The organism is Formosa sp. Hel3_A1_48 (assembly GCF_001735715.1).
Lineage (GTDB): Bacteria > Bacteroidota > Bacteroidia > Flavobacteriales > Flavobacteriaceae > UBA3537.
On record NZ_CP017259.1, the window covers coordinates 1,335,393 to 1,354,309 of the forward strand.

At 38.5% G+C, this 18,917-nt stretch carries 17 protein-coding genes; 8 read left to right on the forward strand and 9 right to left on the reverse strand.

What is annotated here, in order from left to right:
• Positions 1-78 precede the first annotated feature (78 nt).
• The 3 genes from FORMA_RS06160 to FORMA_RS06170 all read right to left on the reverse strand — a co-directional run bounded on the left by FORMA_RS06160 (position 79) and on the right by FORMA_RS06170 (position 5,671).
• Positions 79-2,979, reverse strand: coding sequence for a TonB-dependent receptor (locus FORMA_RS06160; RefSeq protein WP_069674835.1), 2,901 nt, complete (start codon positions 2,977-2,979; stop codon positions 79-81).
• A gap of 237 nt (positions 2,980-3,216) precedes the next feature.
• Positions 3,217-4,836, reverse strand: coding sequence for a DUF4270 domain-containing protein (locus tag FORMA_RS06165; protein ID WP_231924974.1), 1,620 nt, complete (start codon positions 4,834-4,836; stop codon positions 3,217-3,219).
• A 25-nt stretch (positions 4,837-4,861) separates the two neighbouring features.
• On the reverse strand, positions 4,862-5,671 hold the full coding sequence (locus FORMA_RS06170; protein ID WP_069674837.1) for a glycogen/starch synthase: 810 nt from the start codon (positions 5,669-5,671) through the stop codon (positions 4,862-4,864).
• Positions 5,672-5,776: 105 nt separating this feature from the next.
• Between FORMA_RS06170 and panC the strand changes: the two genes are divergently transcribed.
• From panC to radA, 5 genes are all read left to right on the forward strand, one after another.
• A complete protein-coding gene (gene panC / locus FORMA_RS06175) occupies positions 5,777-6,628 on the forward strand; it encodes a pantoate--beta-alanine ligase (RefSeq protein WP_069674838.1) in 852 nt (283 codons plus the stop codon).
• Positions 6,629-6,641: 13 nt separating this feature from the next.
• A complete protein-coding gene (panD, locus tag FORMA_RS06180) occupies positions 6,642-6,992 on the forward strand; it encodes an aspartate 1-decarboxylase (RefSeq protein WP_069674839.1) in 351 nt (116 codons plus the stop codon).
• 5 nt (positions 6,993-6,997) lie between these two features.
• The gene (locus FORMA_RS06185) at positions 6,998-7,975 is read left to right on the forward strand and encodes a lysylphosphatidylglycerol synthase transmembrane domain-containing protein (RefSeq protein WP_069675467.1); all 978 of its coding nucleotides are present in this window, start codon (positions 6,998-7,000) and stop codon (positions 7,973-7,975) included.
• A 61-nt stretch (positions 7,976-8,036) separates the two neighbouring features.
• On the forward strand, positions 8,037-9,176 hold the full coding sequence (locus tag FORMA_RS06190) for an alpha/beta hydrolase (RefSeq protein ID WP_069674840.1): 1,140 nt from the start codon (positions 8,037-8,039) through the stop codon (positions 9,174-9,176).
• On the forward strand, positions 9,176-10,534 hold the full coding sequence (gene radA / locus FORMA_RS06195) for a DNA repair protein RadA (RefSeq protein ID WP_069674841.1): 1,359 nt from the start codon (positions 9,176-9,178) through the stop codon (positions 10,532-10,534). The genes FORMA_RS06190 and radA overlap by 1 nt, the downstream gene beginning before the upstream one ends.
• A gap of 47 nt (positions 10,535-10,581) precedes the next feature.
• On the opposite strand, the gene FORMA_RS06200 is transcribed toward radA, so the two are convergent.
• The gene (locus FORMA_RS06200; RefSeq protein ID WP_069674842.1) at positions 10,582-10,992 is read right to left on the reverse strand and encodes a BrxA/BrxB family bacilliredoxin; all 411 of its coding nucleotides are present in this window, start codon (positions 10,990-10,992) and stop codon (positions 10,582-10,584) included.
• 142 nt (positions 10,993-11,134) lie between these two features.
• On the opposite strand from FORMA_RS06200, the gene FORMA_RS06205 reads away from it, so the two are divergent.
• On the forward strand, positions 11,135-11,860 hold the full coding sequence (locus FORMA_RS06205; protein WP_069674843.1) for a TerB family tellurite resistance protein: 726 nt from the start codon (positions 11,135-11,137) through the stop codon (positions 11,858-11,860).
• Between the two features lie 17 nt (positions 11,861-11,877).
• On the opposite strand, the gene FORMA_RS06210 is transcribed toward FORMA_RS06205, so the two are convergent.
• The gene (locus FORMA_RS06210; RefSeq protein ID WP_069674844.1) at positions 11,878-14,127 is read right to left on the reverse strand and encodes a TonB-dependent receptor; all 2,250 of its coding nucleotides are present in this window, start codon (positions 14,125-14,127) and stop codon (positions 11,878-11,880) included.
• 82 nt (positions 14,128-14,209) lie between these two features.
• Between FORMA_RS06210 and FORMA_RS06215 the strand changes: the two genes are divergently transcribed.
• Together FORMA_RS06215 and FORMA_RS06220 are read left to right on the forward strand one after the other, a co-directional pair.
• The gene (locus FORMA_RS06215) at positions 14,210-14,863 is read left to right on the forward strand and encodes a metal-dependent transcriptional regulator (protein WP_069675468.1); all 654 of its coding nucleotides are present in this window, start codon (positions 14,210-14,212) and stop codon (positions 14,861-14,863) included.
• A gap of 2 nt (positions 14,864-14,865) precedes the next feature.
• Complete coding sequence (locus FORMA_RS06220; protein ID WP_069674845.1) at positions 14,866-15,690, forward strand: ZIP family metal transporter; 825 nt, start codon at positions 14,866-14,868, stop codon at positions 15,688-15,690.
• Here the strand turns inward: FORMA_RS06220 and FORMA_RS09395 are convergent.
• Genes FORMA_RS09395 through FORMA_RS06235 form a run of 4 tightly spaced genes read right to left on the reverse strand, consistent with a single transcriptional unit; the run spans position 15,687 to position 18,865 of the window.
• On the reverse strand, positions 15,687-15,815 hold the full coding sequence (locus FORMA_RS09395) for a FeoB-associated Cys-rich membrane protein (protein ID WP_257784692.1): 129 nt from the start codon (positions 15,813-15,815) through the stop codon (positions 15,687-15,689). The genes FORMA_RS06220 and FORMA_RS09395 overlap by 4 nt on opposite strands.
• Positions 15,816-15,819: 4 nt before the next feature.
• The gene (gene feoB / locus FORMA_RS06225; protein ID WP_069674846.1) at positions 15,820-17,922 is read right to left on the reverse strand and encodes a ferrous iron transport protein B; all 2,103 of its coding nucleotides are present in this window, start codon (positions 17,920-17,922) and stop codon (positions 15,820-15,822) included.
• Positions 17,915-18,148: a FeoA family protein gene (locus FORMA_RS06230; protein ID WP_069674847.1), complete on the reverse strand. Its 234-nt coding sequence runs from the start codon at positions 18,146-18,148 to the stop codon at positions 17,915-17,917. Before FORMA_RS06230 ends, feoB begins: the two co-directional genes overlap by 8 nt.
• A gap of 42 nt (positions 18,149-18,190) precedes the next feature.
• Positions 18,191-18,865: an SCO family protein gene (locus tag FORMA_RS06235; RefSeq protein WP_069674848.1), complete on the reverse strand. Its 675-nt coding sequence runs from the start codon at positions 18,863-18,865 to the stop codon at positions 18,191-18,193.
• Positions 18,866-18,917 lie beyond the last annotated feature (52 nt).

An 18,917-nucleotide genomic window follows, 5' to 3' on the forward strand; every position in this document is an offset into this window, starting at 1 on the left:
TTGCGCTGCAAAGATAGATAATATAATTAAAAAACCCAGAGCAAAACTCCGGGTTTTTTTAAATTTTATAATCTAATTTTAGAATTGGATTTTGGCACCTCCATAGTATAGAGAACCAATATTTCCTGAACCAGGGATACTGACATATTCGCGTCCAGCGATATTGTTTCCTCCGATTTCAAACTTAACGTTGCTTAATGCATTTATCCCAAATGTAACCTTCGCATCTACGACCGTGTTTTCTCTAATCGTCGCGTCAATAAATGAAGATTCATAATAATATTCAGAATTGTATCGTGCATTTGCAGAGATTGTAAGGTTTTCACTAACATTAGAAGTAAGCCCCAATTTTATTCGGTGCTTAGGCGTATTCCAAGATAATTCAAAATCAGAATTTGCTTTGGCTTCGTAATCTAACTCATTATACTCGTAAATGAAATTCATTGAAGTAGAGGCGTTTAAGCGTTGAATGGCCTCTAAGCTGAATCCGTAAGTATCAAATGGAACGTCTAAGTTAGCATCAACTCCAAATTGAGCGTACGCACCTAGACCCATAGCTACTGCTGCAGGCTGTCCAATTGCCGCAGGCACATAAACACTATTAGTTCCTATAAAATTTTCATATTGGCTGTAATAAGCATTCATATCAAGAGTAAAATTTCTTGAGTTGTAGCGGTAACCAAGATCGTAAGAAGTTACTTTTTCTGCTTCAACATAACTTAATTCTTCTGAAACTATGCTTCCATCTGTATCAAAAGCACTTTTGTTCAAAGCAGTTTCAAAAACTTGACTTCCTGTCCAATCAAAACCACCTAAATTAGTATTAAATCTGTCAATATTTTCTTTAGTAGACCCAAGTAACACCTCTTCACCATTGTATAGGCCAATAAATTTATCTTGATTGGTTGGGTTTCTGTACCCAACTTGTCCAGAAACTCTAATGTTTGATTGTTCAGATAATTTAAACAACAACCCTAGTCTAGGCGTTACATTAGCGTCTTCCATCACACTTTGTTTGTCGTAACGCATCGATGCGGTCATGGAAACATTTTCATTGAATAAATCTTTTTGTACTTGAGCGTAAACTCCAAATTCGTCGTATTCAATCGGGTCATCATAATCAGTGTACAGGGTTCCATCAGTATCTAATGTAAAATTCCTGTATAAACCGCCTACAATTACATTGGCAAAACTTATTTTGTCCTCAAAGTCATAATTGGCTTCAAATGTGGATACTGTTGAGATGTCTTTAATAAGTGCGCCTAAATCACCATTATCGTTAAAAGTCAATAAAGCTTGATTTGTAGAATTTGATATTGCTGTATTAAATGCATCTGTTCCAGGTTGCAGCATTAATTCATTTGCTCCAGTTATTCCTAAGGCAGGATTTCCATATCTAGATATGAAGTGTGCATTAAGGCTATTTTCAGGACCAACAAGATCATTAATATCCTGTCCACCAGTACCTACATCACCTAATATTTGCCCTAAAAATGCAGGAATATTAGCTGCTCCACCCGCTAAGACGCCTAGGTAGTTTCCTAAATAAGCTGCGCCCCAACCATTTTGGATCCCTCCTGGCATTGCGTTGGCAACTGAAGTTCCTAAAGCGGTGCTTTGTGTTGTTTTACCTGCATCTTCTTTTGTGTAAAAAGCTAGTGCGGTTAACCCACCTGATTTAAGTTCTAATTTATGTAATTGTACTACAAAATCCTTGATGTTGTAGCGTGCATTACCAGCAGGCAGTGGTGCTTCCCCTGTTCCAATAAGTGAAGAGAAAGAGATTTCAGTGTCATCATTCGGGCGGAAATAAATTCCAGCGTTACCTTTTATGTTTCTCGCTTCATTTCCAAATAAATCTTGTTCCATGTAACCTGTTGAGCGAATATCATCCCAATAATTAGGTGCTGCTGCTCCTGCATTTAGAACTGCTTGAGCAGTAGCTCCAGTTGGGTCTAATTGTTGGGTAAAACCTGCTACAGCTTGCCATATTGTAGGGGAGTCAATCAGTCTTTGCCCGTATTCATTTACTGCGTCGAAATCAGGTGATCTTGGATCGTAATTTTCTACGATACTGCCGTCACCACAATTAGAGCATTCTCTTTTGTGTCTTCTGTCTCCAGCGGCCCATTCTGTACCCTCTTTGGCCGAAAAGGATAATTTAACAGCCCATTTGTCAGATAATTTTTTTGCCAAGCGAATTCCGAAGTCTGTAAAGGCGTTATTCCCACCAACTTTTTGTTGGGTAGTTCCTGAGCGGTAATAACCACTAATACCTTCGTGTTCAAAAGGATTTTTACTTTGAATTGACATAATTCCTTTATAAGCATCCATACCATAAAGAGCGGAAGCTGACCCTGGAAGCAATTCTACACTTAGGACATCAAGTTCGTTTATTCCAATGAGGTTACCTACAGCAAATCCAAAAACAGGTGCTTGTGTATTCATCCCATCAACTAATGTCACGAAACCTTCGTTGTAAGCGGTTCCAAAACCTCTAGTGTTTACCTGACTAAAAACTAAACCTGTTTGGTTCATTTGAACGCCCTTAACGTTTTGCAACCCTTCAAAGAAATCTGCAGAAGGTGTGCGCTGAATCTGCTTTAAGCTGTATTTTTCAACTGTGATTGGAGATTCAAAAATTCTTTGAGGAACTCTTGAAGCCGTAACCACAACTTCGTCGAGGAAGCTGCCCTCGAGTAGCACAACTGTAATGTTTTGGTTATTTGAAGTGATTTCTTCGTTTGCAGAAGTAAACCCTACACTACTTATTTGAACTGTAAAAGGCGGTTCTTGATTAACGGTTAGCGAGAATTTACCGTCAAAATCTGAAATCGCTCCAGATGATGTGCCGACGACAATAATGTTTGCTCCAGGAAGCGGTAATCCACTTTCGTCATTGATGGTTCCTGTTACAGTTGTTTGTGCAAAGGAAAATACACCAAAGAGTAATGTAAAAATCTTTAAAAATGTTTTCATTAGTTATAATTTTTTTGGTTTGCTTGTTATTTAATTAATAAAGATATTAAAATTATTTATAAAAATTAATAATTTACCAATAAATAGCCCTTAAAAAAATAAAAAGCATAATTTAAAACAAATTTATAAACCTGCTTTAGAGGCTTTTTTTTAACTATAAATCAGTTATTCTGGATTTAAGATAATCGTTTAAGAAACGCCGCATACGATGTAACCTAACGCTCCAAATACATTGGTTTAGTTGTTTGGTTCCGTATAATAGACTCGTAATTTCACTTTTTTCAACTCATCATTTGAGTTGCTTCCTTGAAGGATTACGCTTCTCGGGGAAAGTATTGTCCCCATCGGGATGGCTTCTACGTCTTCATCATATTGTTGAAGTTTTTTCATATCAGCTGCCCCTACATTCGAGCTGATTAAGAGCCCTATTTTCACGTTAGTAGAGTCTTTTGCAACAATATTATCTAAGTGGCCTGTTAGGCGAACTTTGTATTTTTTGTATTCATTTCCATCATCGTCTGTTTCAGTACCAAGGGGTACTAGATGAGAGAATTTTGAATCAGATGTAGCTGGATTTACAGATGAGTCCAAGAAGTAGTCAATAAGGGGGATATTGTTATTCAAGTCGTAGACAAAAACTCGGTTTGGAAACTCGGTTTGGCTGGCCGTTGAGGATTCATCCACATAAAATTCGATGTAGGCTTCATTAATGAGCCGCTTGATAACAGTTTCATCTTCAACTGTGTCTCTAAAGTCAGTGATAAAATCATCGAAATTATTACCTGCTTGGTCTTCTGAGAACAGTTCAATTACAGCCATTGAGCCTTGCCCGCCTTTTAAGTACAAAAGTTCATCGCCGTCTTGGGTATTAGCGTTCGCAATCTCTTGTTCAATATCGGTATTAAAGTCGTTTTCAAAAAGGTTAATACGTGCACCACTGAAACTCATTTCATAAGTTCCTTGTCGCTCTGTTGTTTCGTCAGTTGTTGGTGAGGTACTTTGGTAGGTGTAATGAAGTTTTACGTCTGCGCCTGAAGAAGAAAAGTCCAATTGAATCAAGTGGCCTTTATCAGCGTTCAATGGCTCAACTTTAAAATAAAGTCCTCTAAAATAATCATAGAAGTTGTTGGCAGAACTTAGCTCATCGCCCTCTTCTTTTGCGAAAATTAAATCTTCCCAGAAATTTTCAGGTAAGCTACTGTGCTCAAGTTTGACCCTAAGGCTTGGTGCCAAGGTTGCAGTCGTTTCGCTTTCGCCCTCGCTGTTCAACGCTGTGAGCTTAATTTCTTCATTGCTGGGAAGAAAATAATTGGACTCATACAGCAATTGAGCTTCTAGCGCAGCCGGATTGAGTTGCTCAGAAGGCGAGAGGCTGCCGTCTGAATAGTAGCTTTGATTTTGATCTAAATCACTAGCAGGATCAAAATCGCGTATGAAAAAATCATTTTTATAAACCGATAAGCGCACAGCATCATCACCGTAAAGTGAATCTATGGTGTAAGTGGTATCATCAATTCTACGACTGGTATAGGGTATCGTCAAAACAACAGAATCCAAAACGGGCTCATCCCCGAAGTTGACTATATAAGATTTTGGGGTTACCTGTGCTAAAATATGTGCTGTACTGCGTCCAAAAATAGGATCGACATGATAGCCTAATAGGTTTTTTGACAAGGTATTGGACTGAAACGGGGTAATGCGTTTGTTATAGGTTTTTACGGGGTATGTTTGCAGTTTTATTTCAATATTTGGGGTTCCAACAATTCCAGAGCCGATTTCAGAAAATTCTTTTTCACAAGCGTAGAAAAGAGAAAAAACCAAACCAAGGATAAATAATTTTGAGAAATTACGTTTCATTTGTTTCATAAGAGATTATGTGGGCCTAACTTAAAATTTCATTTGTATAAAACTCAGTGTACGCTTCTGCAAACTCTTCAGGATATTGATACTCCAAAACGGGCTTGTCGGAACTAGAAATGTAGTCTTCTAATTCTTCTGGCAATTCTTTGGAGCCCTTTATTAGACCATCGGAAAAGTCTATTGCAGTTTTCATGAGATTAACATAATTTGGCGTAGCTAAATTTTCAAGATGACCAGCTTCAATTTCGTCAAACTTAACTTTATTAATCAGCTCAGGGTTTAATGATTCATCAAAACTTTGCCCATATACAGAGGTAACTACTTTACTACCGTTGAATAAGGGCTCATCTTTATAATATTCTTTCAAGTACAACGGCAATAATGATGCCATCCATCCGTGAACATGAATAACATCTGGCGCCCAATTGAGTTTTTTTACTGTTTCTATAACTCCTTTGGCAAAGAAAATTGCACGTTCGTCGTTGTCTTCAAAAAGCTTTCCATCTTCGTCTGTAAGCGTAGCTTTCCTTTTGAAGTAGTCTTCGTTATCTATAAAATAAACTTGGATTCTTTCTTTTGGTATTGAGGCTACTTTGATGATCAAAGGCATATCTAAGTCATTGACCACTAGGTTTATCCCAGACAAGCGAATTACTTCGTGAAGTTGGTGGCGTCGTTCGTTGATGTTGCCATAACGTGGCATGAATATTCGTATTTGCCCGCCTTGTTTATTAACCATTTTGGGTGCTTCAAAGGACATGGAAGAAATCTCTGTTTGTGGTAAATAGGGAATTACTTCGGATGACACGTACAATATTCTCTTATCTTTCATAAAATCAACAGCTTTATTATTATCAACAAAAACGATGCAAAAATACAAAATTTTATGCAGATTAACGCTAATAGCTTAAGTTTGCAAGCCGTTAATTTTATCAGCATGAATGTTTTTACAACAAAACACGCGCTTCAAAAAGCAATATCAGCCGTAAGGGAGGTCAATTCTACTTTGGGTTTTGTGCCTACTATGGGGGCCTTACACGAAGGGCATTTGTCTTTGATTCAGACTGCTTTAGACGAAAACGAACTTGTTGTCGTTAGTATTTTTGTCAACCCCACACAATTTAATAATTCATCAGATTTAGAACACTACCCTAGAAGTTTGGCCTTAGACAAGACCAAGCTAGAATCTCTAGGGTCCTCAAAGATTTTAATCTATGCCCCAGAAGTTGATGATGTTTATGGCGAAGCTATTTCTACATCTACTTTCGATTTTGGAGGCTTAGAGGCACAAATGGAGGGGAAATTCCGACCGGGACATTTCGATGGTGTTGGAACTGTAGTGCATCAGCTGTTTAAAATTGTTTCGCCTGATTTCGCTTATTTTGGAGAGAAAGACTTTCAACAATTAGCAATTATAAATAAACTAGTAGAACTTACGGAATCACCAGTCCAAATAGTGGGCTGCCCAATCGCCAGAGCAGAAAACGGCTTAGCCTTGAGTTCTAGAAATACACGACTCAGCCTTGAAGAACAAGGTCATGCCGCCAAAATATTTGCCATTTTAAAAGAAGTAAAACAAAAATTTGGCACAAAAAATGCCAATGAACTCAAAGAATGGGTCAATCATCAATTTGATAACGATGCTGTTTTATCATTAGAATATTTTGAAATTTCTGATGAAATAACTTTAAAACCAATGCGCAATAAACAGCCCAATACAGTTTACCGTGCCTTCATTGCTGTGCACATCCGCGATGTTCGTTTGATTGATAATATCGCATTAAATTAATTACCTTTGCACCATGCTAATACACGTCGTTAAATCAAAAATACACCGCGTCAAAGTTACCGGCGCAGACCTTAACTACATAGGCAGCATCACCATTGACGAAGATTTAATGGATGCCGCTAATATTGTGCAAGGGGAAAAAATTCAAGTTGTTAACAACAACAATGGAGAGCGCTTGGAAACATATGTTATACCTGGGCCAAGAAAATCAGGAGAAATTACGCTAAACGGCGCCGCAGCTCACAAGGTAAATATTGGCGATGTTTTGATTCTGATCACCTATGCTATGATGAGTATGGAGGAAGCCAAAATGCACAAACCGTATTTGGTTTTTCCAGATGAGGCTACAAACCTTTTAAAATAAACGTGTTGAATACCACTCTTAAAAAGGGAATAAAAGTTGTGTTGCCACTTTTGTTGGGCGGTACACTAGTTTGGTATTCTCTGCAAAAAATAGCACTTAGTGTTCTAGCCGAATACTTCAAAAATGCCAATTACTTTTGGATTGGTCTGGGGGTATTTTTTGGGATTTTAAGTCACCTTTCTAGAGCTTATCGTTGGAAATTTATGATCGAACCCATGGGATATAGACTGCGGCTTCCCAACAGCACAATGGCTGTTTTTGCGACTTACCTTATTAATTATACCATCCCAAGAGCAGGAGAAATATCTCGTGCAACAATTTTAGCTAATTACGAGGGCGTACCTTTTGAAAAGGGATTTGGCACCATAGTCGCTGAGCGCATCGCAGATTCGTTGGTTATGCTTCTCATTATAGGGATTGCCTTTTTTTTAGAATTTGATGCCGTTTATGGGTTCTTATTTCAAGATTTTAATCCTAAAAACCAGTGGTGGATATTGGGGAGTTTAGTGATGGCCTCTTCCTTTATTTACGTACTTTTTAAGAAAAGTACTCACCCAATAATATTAAAACTAAAGACATTGTTTAAAGGGTTTTTAGAAGGCGCGTTAAGTGTTCTTAAAATGAAAAAAAAGTGGGCTTTTATAGCACATACTTTTTTTATTTGGGGGATGTATGTTTTGATGTTTTATGTTACATCACTATCAATTGAGGCAACGTCTGACCTCCCGCTGTCTGCTGTTCTAATTGGTTTTATTGCAGCAAGTTTTAGTATTGCCGCGACCAATGGAGGTATAGGTTCCTATCCCTTGGCTGTTTATGCAGCGTTTACAATTTTTAATGTAGCCCAAGACCCAAGCCTCGCCTTTGGATGGATCATGTGGAGTTCACAAACAATCATGATAATTATTTTGGGGGGCTTATCGCTTATTTTACTGCCTGTTTACAACAAGCTTCACCCAAAACACTTAGGAAACAAACTTTAGATTAACTTCTTTTTTTTTAGTTAATTACTTAACTTGTGGGTTCAAATTAATAATTAGTTCAATGAAGCGCTTAACCTTATTTATTTTGTTTTGTACCGTTATTTTATCGGCTCAAACTCAATACGAGCTATTAGACACCCAAAGCTTAGGAGAACGTGAATTAAAAATTCAACTCCCCAGAAACTACGAGGAAAACACAGAGACTTTTTACCCACTTATTCTTACCCTTGATGGCGATTATCTTTTTGAAATTGTAGCTGGGAATGTCGATTATACGGCCTATTGGGACGACATGCCAGAGGCTATTGTTGTGGGGGTCAATCAGATTGAGACGAGAGCTGACGATTTGTATGTTTCGGACAATACCTTTTTCCCGGTCAAATCTGGGGCTCAATTTTTTGAATTTATTGGTGATGAACTCATTACATTTTTGGAAGACAATTACAGAGTGAATGAGTTTAGGGTTGCTGTGGGTCATGGAGCTTCTGCTAATTTTATTCAGTTTTTTGCCTTCAAAAATAAGCCTATTTTCCAGGCTTATATTTCAATTAGCCCTAGCCTATCTCCATATATGTCTGATAACCTAACGGCCCTTTTTGGTGCGCTCAAATCGCCCTTGTTTTTTTATATGTCTACAGCTAGCGAAGATTTCAAAGCCAACAGAACAGAGGCACTTGAGCTAAACACCAAGTTAGAGGCAATAGAATCCGCGCAATTATATTATGCTTTTGATAATTTTCAGGAAGCCAATCATTATGCATTAGCAAGCCGATCTATTCCGCAAGCTTTGGATCATATTTTTTTAGTCTACCAGCCGATTTCTAGAACAGAATACAAAAAACACATTCTACCCCTTGAAACCTCTCCTGTTGATTATTTGTTGGAAAAATACAACACAATTGAGAAGCTTTTTGGGATAGAAAAGCAAATATTGATGAATGATTTTCGCGCAATTTCAACAGCTATAGAAAAGAACAAATCCTTTGATTATTTCAAGGATCTAGCAAAATTAGCACGCGATGCCTATCCCGAAACTTTACTGAGCAACTATTATATGGGCCGATTTTTTGAGGCCACGGGGAATATAAGAAAAGCCATAAAGGCCTATCAAGAAGCGTATATTTACCTAGAAATTGACGGCATTACAAAAGATGATTTATTAAATCGGGCAGATCGTTTAAAAGCAGAATTCGGATATTAATGGCAAAACTTAAAACAACATTCTTTTGTCAGAGCTGTGGTGCACAATATGCCAAGTGGCAGGGGCAATGCACTTCCTGTAAGTCATGGAATACGATTGTTGAAGAACTGATCAAAAAGCCTGAAAAAGTTGCTTGGAAAACAAGCAGTAGTTCAGCCAAAGAACGGGTTTCTACCCCTCTAAAAATATCAGAAATTGACACGACTAAAACCCCTCGATTGGATACCACCGATGCGGAACTCAACAGGGTTTTAGGGGGTGGTATTGTACCGGGATCACTTATTTTGTTGGGCGGTGAACCCGGGATTGGCAAAAGCACTCTGATGCTCCAATTATCTTTAAAATTGCCCTACAAAACCCTGTATATTTCGGGTGAAGAAAGCCAAAAACAAATAAAACTTCGTGCAGAGCGCATTCACCCAAGTAGCGAACAGTGTTATATTTTAACCGAAACGAAAACGCAATACATTTTCAAACAGATCGAGGATCTTGCTCCTGACATCCTTGTTATTGATTCTATTCAAACGCTTCAAAGCGATGTTTTGGAAGCATCGGCGGGGAGTGTTTCTCAAATTAAGCAGTGCACTTCAGAATTGATGAAGTTTGCTAAAGAGACAGCGACACCTGTCATTCTTATTGGGCATATTACTAAAGATGGCAGCATAGCAGGGCCTAAAATTTTGGAGCATATGGTAGACACTGTATTGCAGTTTGAAGGGGACCGCAATCATGTTTTCAGGATATTGCGCGCGCACAAAAATCGTTTTGGTTCCACTCATGAGCTGGGAATATATGAAATGCAAGGCACTGGCTTAAGAATCGTAGAAAATCCTTCAGAGATTTTAATTTCAAAAAAAGACACTGCTTTATCTGGTAATGCTATTGCTGTTACTTTGGAAGGGATGCGGCCATTGTTGGTAGAAGTTCAGGCCTTAGTGAGTTCTGCAGTCTATGGCACGCCACAACGCAGTGCTACAGGGTTCAATGCGAAGCGGCTCAATATGTTACTGGCTGTTCTTGAGAAACGCGCTGGCTTTCGCTTGGGGGCCAAGGATGTTTTTTTGAACATCACGGGCGGGATTAGTGTGGATGATCCTGCTATTGATTTGGCGGTAGTTGCAGCCATTTTATCATCAAATAACGACGATGCCCTAAGCGATAATTTTTGTTTTGCAGCTGAGGTCGGTCTATCTGGAGAAATCCGTCCTGTGCAACGCGTTGAGCAGCGCATTATGGAGGCCGAAAAACTTGGTTTTACGGCTATTTTCATTTCGAAGCACAATAAGTTGGGGCTTAAACCCAACAAAATAGAAGTCCACTTAATCTCTAAAATTGAAGATCTGTTGCGCTTTATTTAACTTATTAATAAAAAAAAGCCCTGATAATTCAGGGCTTTTTTATTGCATTAGCAATATTCGTTATAGGCGTTTGTCAAGTTTTCCGCAATGAGTTCTGCAGGCCTGCCTTCAATATGGTGGCGTTCAAGCATATGCACTAGTTCTCCATCTTTGAATAACGCCATACAAGGCGAACTCGGTGGAAAGGGAATCATGTGTTCACGCGCCTTATCTACGGCCTTTTTATCAACACCTGCAAAGACGGTTACTGTTTGTGTTGGACGTTTATCGTTTTGCAAACTTTGAATTGCGCCAGGGCGCGCGTTGGCAGCTGCACATCCGCATACAGAATTAACCACAATAAGCGTGGTTCCTGATTTTGCCAAAGCAGCATCAACGGCTTCAGCACTATATAATTCTTCAAATCCTACCTGCGTAAGATGCTCACGCATTGGTTTTACTAACTCAGCTGGGTACATAGGGTTGTTTTTTCAATTAAAGTACAAAGATAAACAATTGTGGTTCAAAACACAGGCCTCTTCTTGGTAATAAATGTTAAATTCAATTTAAAATAATAAACTTATTTCCGTAGGTTTGGTGTTTAATTAGTGAACTATAACTATGAGTTTTGCAAAGTGGATTGGGGCTTCTCTAGGCTGGTCTTTTGGAGGCCCTATTGGAGCAATTTTAGGTTTAGCATTAGGGAGTTTAATCGATAAATCTTCTGTAAAGACAAAGACATATTCCAGGCCCAATATGCGAACTCAATCCGGTGATTTTGAAGTGAGCTTACTTATTTTGGCTTCTTTGGTGATCAAGGCCGACGGCAAACAGGACCAGAGAGAACTGGACTTTGTACGCCGCCAATTTGTACAAATGTATGGTAGGGACCGTGCAAATCACGCGTTTCGATTGTTTAAAGCGATAAATAAACAACCCAATATATCCTTGCGCCAAGTGTGTCTGCAGATTCAGCAAATGATGGATCATGCGTCGCGCTTACAGTTGTTACATTTTTTGTTTGGAATAGCGCAGTCCGATGGAGATGTGGCTTCAAGCGAAGTGATTATCATAGAGCGTATCGCCAATTACCTTCGGATAAGTCATAGAGATTTTGAAAGTATAAAAGCGATGTTTTACAGCTCAAAAACAAATGCGTATAAAATTTTGGAATTAGATAAAGACGCTAGCCCTAAAGATATCAAAAGTGCATACAGGCGAATGGTTAAAAAATTTCACCCAGACAAGGTACAACACTTAGGCAAAGAACATCAAAAGGGCGCTGAGGAAAAATTCAGAAAAGTACAAGAGGCTTACGAACAACTTCAGAAAGACCTCAAATTTTAGTGTGTTTTATTTTTGTTTCAGTTTAGATTGTATCGCAAACCAAAAAACAAACGTCGACCTTGATTTGGCGCATAGATATAAGTGGGGTCGAATGTTAGACCATAGGGATTATTTGCCGTTACTATCGCGCTTCCATTGTTGTCGAAACTTACGTTATCATCAAATGGATCATCTGCTCTTGCTATAATAAACGGATTGCCTTTGTTTGGCGTCCAATTCAAAATGTTTTTTAATCCTGTGTAGAGCTCAATATTTTTAAATTTTTTAAATGTAAATAGGATGTTTTGTATACTCCATATTGGCGCATTTTTTTGTCTTGGGTCTAATGGGCCAAGAACAGCTAGACGCATCGGGCCATATATATTTCCTGTGTAATCAATTGTAAAATTATTTTTCAAATTTGTATAGGTAAGCGCCCATGTTCCAGAAAACTTTTCGGTGAGAATTTGTTGCCTACGAATACCATTTTCTTTTTGGGAAACATCTTGGATTGTTCCGCCAATTAAGCCTTTGAAATGGGGAGATATAACGGCATCAAGGCTAAAACTTAGTCCGAAGCTAGTAGCGCTGCCCTCTAAATTATCGTAAATAACCAAATTAGGGTTTGTGTCGTAATCCGGGCGTATTGCATTTGTAAAGTAAGTGTACCATGTTGACCAATCCAAGCTCAAGATTTGGCCTTTTTTAGTATATATTTTTTTTAAATAATTGGCGTTAATATTGAAAGACTGCTCAGGTTTTAATTTGTTTTGTATAACAAGGTCTCTTGACCCGCTTAGCGCTGCATGTTCTTCAGTAAATAGATTTACTATTCTAAACCCTGTGCCGGCATTGACGCGAAAAATATCGTCATCAGTAGGCTTGTATCGAAAAGCCAGCCGAGGTGTAAAAATACTTCCATGCCTATTGTCATAATCGTATCTACCACCTAAAAGCAGTTTATGTTTTTTAGTCAGTGATATTTCATTTTGAACAAATAAAGAAGGCACCACAACTTCATCTGAAGTATTGGTAACTGTGGTGTTGTCGTTGTAGTAGTTGTACCTTGCGCTTAGACCGATTAACCAATCAGATTTCGGCTCCGAAAAATCCCATAATAATTGACCAAATCCAATGCGTTGCTTTGCAAGATAATAACGGTCTCCATAGACAGAGTTTTGATCGTGATCCGAGTAAGAGAATTGGAAAAATAGTTTCTCTTGCAGGGGAAGTTGATAATTTCCAATAAGTTCGAAACGGGAGGTGTAAATACTTTCTCCATATACTTCAGTTCCTCCACGATTTTTGGATTTCCATTGCATTTCACCCCCCCAGCGGTCTTCATAGAAATAGCGACCTGCCAAGGAAAACAGCCGATTTTTTGGGCGGCTAAAACTCCATTTTTGAAAAACCGAAATTCGATCTTGAAGGGCAAGATCTGTAAAATTATCGTTGTTGTTATCTATGGGATTGTTATAATTAAAATAATTGACCCCAAATAAAACGCTAATCTTATCCCCCAGCAAAGCCTTGAGTCCTACATCTAAATTGTACTCATTCCAGTCTGTTAGAAATGAATCAAAAAATAATAATGGGGTGTTTTCGGGGTGTTTAGTAATGATATTAATTAACCCCCCTACGGCTTCACTGCCATACAAGGATGAAGCTGGGCCTTTTATGATTTCAACCTGATCGATTAATGCACTTGGAATTCCTGACAATCCATAGACGGTAGATAATCCACTTACAATGGGCATTCCGTCAATGAGGACAAGCGAGTAAGGGCCTTCTAGGCCATTGATGCGGATATTTCCAGTATTGCATACGCTGCAATTGAGTTGAGGACGAACCCCATTTACAGTCTGCAGGGCTTCAAAAATATTTGCTGTTGGGTTTTTCTTTAAAAATGCTGCGGTAAAAACTTCGACAGGGATGGGGCTTTCCGAACGTTTTACAGGCTTTAAGGTGCTCGTGATAACAACTTCATCCAGTACGGGACTGGGTTCTAAATCAAAGTCGATTTCTATACTCTTGCTTATAATTTGCACGTTCAGAGTGCTGCTTTTATATCCTATATATGAGGCCTCTAAAGTGTACACCCCCGCTTTTAGATTGGGGATGTTGTATTTTCCTTGCTCATTGGCTATTACGCCATTATTACTGTTTTTAACCACAATATTAGCAAAAGCCAATGGTCCATTTTCTGAACGTACCCTTCCGCTTATGCTGAAGTTCTGAGCAAGCAAAGAATTAAACCCTATGGTAACACACAACAAAAGCCTAATCATCTCTATAATTTTGGCGAATATAGTTTAAAATTTAGACAAGACTAAAAATTTATTTACATTTGTATAAATATTTAATATTTTGGTGACATTATCAGAAGAAAATTATTTAAAAGCAATTTATCATTTAGCGAAGCAAGACAAGGCATCGGTAAGTACTAATGCTATAGCTACAAAGATGATGACTAAGGCTTCTTCGGCTACGGACATGATAAAGAAGCTCGCGGAAAAGGGTTTAGTGGATTACCAAAAATACCAAGGGGTTCATTTGACTGAAAAAGGCCGTTTTGCCGCAGTTTCTGTAATTAGAAAACACAGGTTGTGGGAAGTTTTCTTGGTTAAAAAACTCAATTTTTCTTGGGATGAGGTTCATGAGGTAGCCGAGCAATTGGAGCACATTAAATCAGAGAAGCTCACCCAGCAATTGGATGCATTTTTGGATCATCCTAAAGAGGATCCTCATGGCGATCCTATTCCGGATTGCGAAGGTAATCTTCCTTCTACCCAAAAAATATTACTGGCTCAAATCGAACGTGCCGAAAGCTGTATTTGTGTTGGTGTTAAAGATTCTACATCACAATTTTTACAGTATTTAGACAAGCACAATATAGCGTTAGGCACAAAGATTGAGGTTTTATCGAAAGAGTCTTTTGATGAGTCGATGAGTATAAACGTTAATAAATATCAATTGACGATTTCTAAGGAAGTCGCTCATAATTTATTTGTAAAAATCAATTAAGTATGTTAGATCAAATTATCATTTATTTTGAATCCATAGATCCAATATTAGCTGCCTTGTATGCTTCTTTATTTACATGGATTTTAACAGCTCTTGGTGCAGCATTAGTATTTTTCTTCAAGGGGATGAACAGAGGATTACTCGACGGTATGTTGGGATTTACTGGGGGAGTAATGGTTGCTGCAAGTTTTTGGAGTTTACTCGCTCCGGGCATTGAAATGAGTCCGGGAGAGGGCTTTGTTAAGGTAATTCCAGCAGCCATTGGATTTGGTTTAGGAGCTTTATTTTTGTTTGGTTTGGATAAGATTTTACCGCATTTACATATAAATTTCAAGGAAAGCGAGAAGGAAGGCGTCAAATCGCCTTGGCACAGAACTACTCTGTTGGTTTTGGCTATTACCATGCACAATATTCCAGAAGGTTTGGCTGTAGGGGTATTATTTGGCGGAGTTGCTGCGGGTATTCCGGAGGCGACTATAGGTGGTGCTGTAGCCCTAGCTTTAGGCATAGGAATTCAAAATTTCCCAGAAGGCATAGCAGTTTCTATGCCTCTTAGGCGTCAAGGGGTAAGCCGTTTCAAAAGTTTTTGGTATGGTCAATTATCGGCTATTGTAGAGCCGATTGCTGCTGTAGTTGGGGCCTTGGCTGTTACGTTTTTTACGCCCTTACTACCCTATGCTTTGGCTTTTGCTGCGGGCGCAATGATTTTTGTGGTGGTCGAAGAAGTGATTCCGGAAACACAGCGGGATAAGTATACAGATATAGCAACGCTTGGCTTTATCGGCGGATTTATAGTGATGATGACTTTAGATGTGGCATTGGGCTAGCATCCACAGTCGCCTCCGCCACAATTTTTGTCCTTTTTTTTTGGCCAAATTTTTTTTCTAATCAAGAACAAAACTGCCGCAATTGCAACACAACTTACAATGATATTTTCCAGCGCTGTATTCAAATTATTAGTTTAAGATTTGAAATGCAATTAGTGCAAAAATGTAGGCAATAGTACTCATACCTATGAGTTGAATCATAGGCCATTTCCAACTTTTTGTTTCTCTTTTTACGATGGCTAATGTGCTCATACATTGCATGGCAAAGGCATAAAAAAGTAAGAGCGAGATGCCTGAGGCAAAGGTGAACACTTTGCTTCCATCTTCATAAATTTCATTGGACATTTTTGTTTTGATGGTATCGATGCTTTCATTTTCTGTAGCACTTCCGACGCTATAAATAGTAGCAAGAGTTCCGACAAATACTTCACGTGCGGCGAATGAAGCGACCAAGCCAATTCCTATTTTCCAATCGTAGCCCAAGGGCTTTATGACTGGCTCGATGGTTTTCCCGATGATTCCAATGTAAGAATGTTCTAATCGGTAGGCCGCCACTTTATCGTCTATTTTTGCATCAGAAAGATCCGCATATTGTTCAGCGACAATAGCTTCTGCATTATTGAATTTTTCGCCTGGGCCGTATGAAGCGAGTACCCATAAAATCACGGAGATTGCTAAAATAATTTTACCGGCTTCAAAAACGAATGTTTTTGTTTTTTCAAAGACTGTAATGAGAACATTTTTAAGCAAGGGTAGTTTGTAATTTGGCATTTCGACCACAAAAAAGGTTTTGCGGTTGGTTTTCATGATGCGGTCCAACACATAGGCCGAAAACACAGCCATTCCAAAACCAATAAGATAAAGTAACATAAGGGTCAGTGCTTGGTAGCTTAGGCCAAAAATATAGCCTTCGGGGATAACCAAGGCAATGATGATCAAGTAGACGGGTAAGCGCGCCGAACAAGTTGTAAAAGGAGTTACTAAAATGGTGATGAGGCGTTCTTTCCAGTTTTCGATATTTCGTGTTGCCATAACAGCAGGAATCGCACAAGCTGTGCCTGAAATGAGTGGAACTAAACTTTTACCGCTGAGCCCAAAACGCCGCATGATACGGTCCATCAAAAAGACCACGCGGCTCATGTAGCCACTTTCTTCTAGAATTGAAATGAATAAAAATAAAAAGGCGATTTGAGGGATGAAAATAACAATACCCCCAATGCCAGAAACAATCCCTTCCGCAACTAAATCAGTGACTTTACCCCCATTGGGATAGCTGCTTTTTACCCATTCTGCAAGTCCTGCAAAAGTTGTGTCGATCAAGTCCATGGGGAACGTAGCCCAATCGTAAATGGCTTGAAAAATTGTGAGTAAGATAATGAAGAAGATAACGTATCCCCAGACTTTATGAATCAAAACTCGATCGAGTTTGCTTCTTAAATCTCTAGCTTTAGAGCGGTCAATATTTTGTCCTTCTTTCAGTACATTATTTATAAATTGGTAGCGTTTTATGGCTTCTTTTTGCTGCAAACGTTTCAGCTCTGAAGTAGATTTGGTTTTAAATTTTGAGACGTCTAACTCTTGACGCGAAACTTTACCAAAATTAGCATCCTGAGTAATGACCAACCAAAGCTTGTAAATGTCTTGATTTGGGAAGGCTTTTTGTAGGCGTTCAAAATAAGCAGGTTCAATAGTAGAGGCATCTAAACATTGTTTTTTTGGTAATATTTTGTACTGCTCAATTAGTTTTTTTAGTTCTTGAATGCCCGTGCCTTTTCGCGTACTCACCAATGCAATTTTGGTGTTAAGTTTTTCTTCTAAAACGTCAACATCTAAAGATATTCCTTTGCGCTTCATGACATCACTCATGTTAATGACCAAAAGAGTGGGGATTTTTAAGTCTTTAATCTGAGTGAATAAAAGAAGATTTCGCTTCAAATTTTCGACATCACTCACAATGACCGCTACATCAGGATAATCTTTATCATTTTTATTAAGCAATAATTCGATGACAACATTTTCGTCCAAGGACGAGGCATTGAGACTATAGGTTCCGGGCAGGTCTAAAATATGGGCTTTTACGCCTCGAGACAATTTACAAATGCCTTGTTTTTTATCGACTGTAATCCCAGGGTAATTACCTACTTTCTGATTTAAGCCAGTGAGGGCGTTGAAAACCGATGTTTTTCCCGTATTTGGGTTGCCTATGAGCGCAACGTTGATCTGTTTACTCATTTATTTTTTCGATTACAATTAGGGACGCTGTTTCTTTGCGTATAGCCAAAAAACTATCGTTAACATTCAAATACATCGGGTCAGAAAAGGGCGCAAGTTGCAGCAATTTGACTTCGTTGCCAGGCAAACAGCCCATTTCCAGCAGCTTTAGTGGAATATCGTTTGAAGAGCTGTCTGTAATCACAGCACTTTCTCCTTTTTTTAAATCGGCAATTGTAAGACTCACGCTTATTTAGATTCATTTTAAAGAAGCAAAAGTAATAAAAGATCAGTGATTGTCAGTTGCTTTTAACACTTTTATATCATCCAAAAGTGTTTCTATGGCTTTTGGATCAGTTCCATCGTAAAATCCACGTATTTGTTTTTTCTTATCGATAAGCACAAAATTTTCGGTGTGTATCATATCATAAGGGCCTCCATCTCCATTGGTTTTTACGGCCAAATAAGAGGTTCTTGCCAGATCATAAATTTGTTTTTTATCTCCGGTAACTAAATTCCATTTAGATGCATTTACTAATTTCTTTTTAGCGTAACGTTTCAATTGTTCTACAGAATCTATTTCAGGAGTGACCGTGTGTGAAAGCAGCAGAACCTCAGGATCTGAAATGGTTTGTTTTTGAATCTCGTACATGTGGTCTGTCATGATTGGGCAAATCGTCTGACAGGTGGTAAAAAAGAAATCGGCGACATATATTTTGTCCTTATAAAAATCTTGAGTGATGCTGTCACCGTTTTGATTAACGAGCTTAAAATTGGCAATAGTATGGTATTTTTTTTGATGTTGAATTGTGCTGTCGACCAATTCAAAATTAACTTGCGCAGGCTGATATATAGGGAGGACTTTTGCGGGTTTAAGGATGCTGTAAAAGGCAGTCATAATGATGACCGAAAGCAGCAGCATAGTACCGATAAAGAGTTTGTATTTTTTTAGCGTATTGCGCATGAATTAACAATGAACCACAAAGGTACAATACAAAGCTTTAAAATTGAATTAA